Below are 791 nucleotides of genomic sequence, written 5' to 3'. Positions count from 1 at the left end.
TGCTGCCATCCTCGATGAGGAGCGCGTCCCCGCCAATGTGCCGAACGCGGTCTGGCTGACGATCCCGACCACACGCCTGCGCGGCCCGGAAGCCCGCCCGGACAATGTCTGGCTGCGTGAGTGTCTTGAGCGGATGACAGGCCTCAAACTGACGGGCCAGCACCGAGGCGGTGAATGGGGTGCTGTGTTGGTGGCTGAGTGGCACATCACCGAGGGCGGCAGCAAAGCCCGCATCCTGATTCCGCCCGCCGGCGTCCACGCCCTACGCAGCCCCGGCAACTTCGTAAAGATCGAGACCACGGCGGCGCATCGCCTGCCGCCTCACGCCCGTCGGCTCTACGCCTTACTGGCAGACCGCAAGCGCCAGCGCGAACCCTATGCCCAATGGGGCCTGGACAACTTGCGCGGCCTGCTCGGAGTCGATGACAAGCGGTCCTATGATGTATGGGCGCAGCTGGCAAAGCGCGTCCTCACACCGGCCGTTGAGGCAATCAATGACTACGGGACTGTGCGTGTGAAGATGACCCCCGTGAAATCAGGTCGATCGGTCGCCGCTGTCCGCTTCGACTGGCAATGGAAAGACCCGCACGAGGCCACCGAGACCGTGGCCGAGAATGAGCGTCACAGCGCGGCCCGACGCAAGGAACAGGCATCGAACGGCGCTCCGCCAATCATCGAGGACGAGGAGCAGACCGAACCCGCGCTGACATGGTGGGGCAAGCTCCGCAATGCCGAGCGGGAGGAATGGGCGGATCGTGTGGGCCGCGTACTGCGAACAGAAGGCCCGGGCG

1 protein-coding gene is annotated in these 791 nt (G+C 65.7%); it reads left to right on the top strand.

What is annotated here, in order from left to right; translation table 11 throughout:
* The coding region (locus tag GCU56_RS22860; RefSeq protein ID WP_163484489.1) for a replication initiation protein at positions 1-791 on the top strand (791 nt) is incomplete at both ends.

It is taken from the genome of Geodermatophilus sabuli (genome assembly GCF_010686765.1).
Taxonomy (GTDB): Bacteria; Actinomycetota; Actinomycetes; order Mycobacteriales; family Geodermatophilaceae; genus Geodermatophilus; species Geodermatophilus sabuli_A.
Note: the sequence above shows the minus strand (reverse complement) of the source record. Positions and strands in the feature narration are given on the sequence as shown.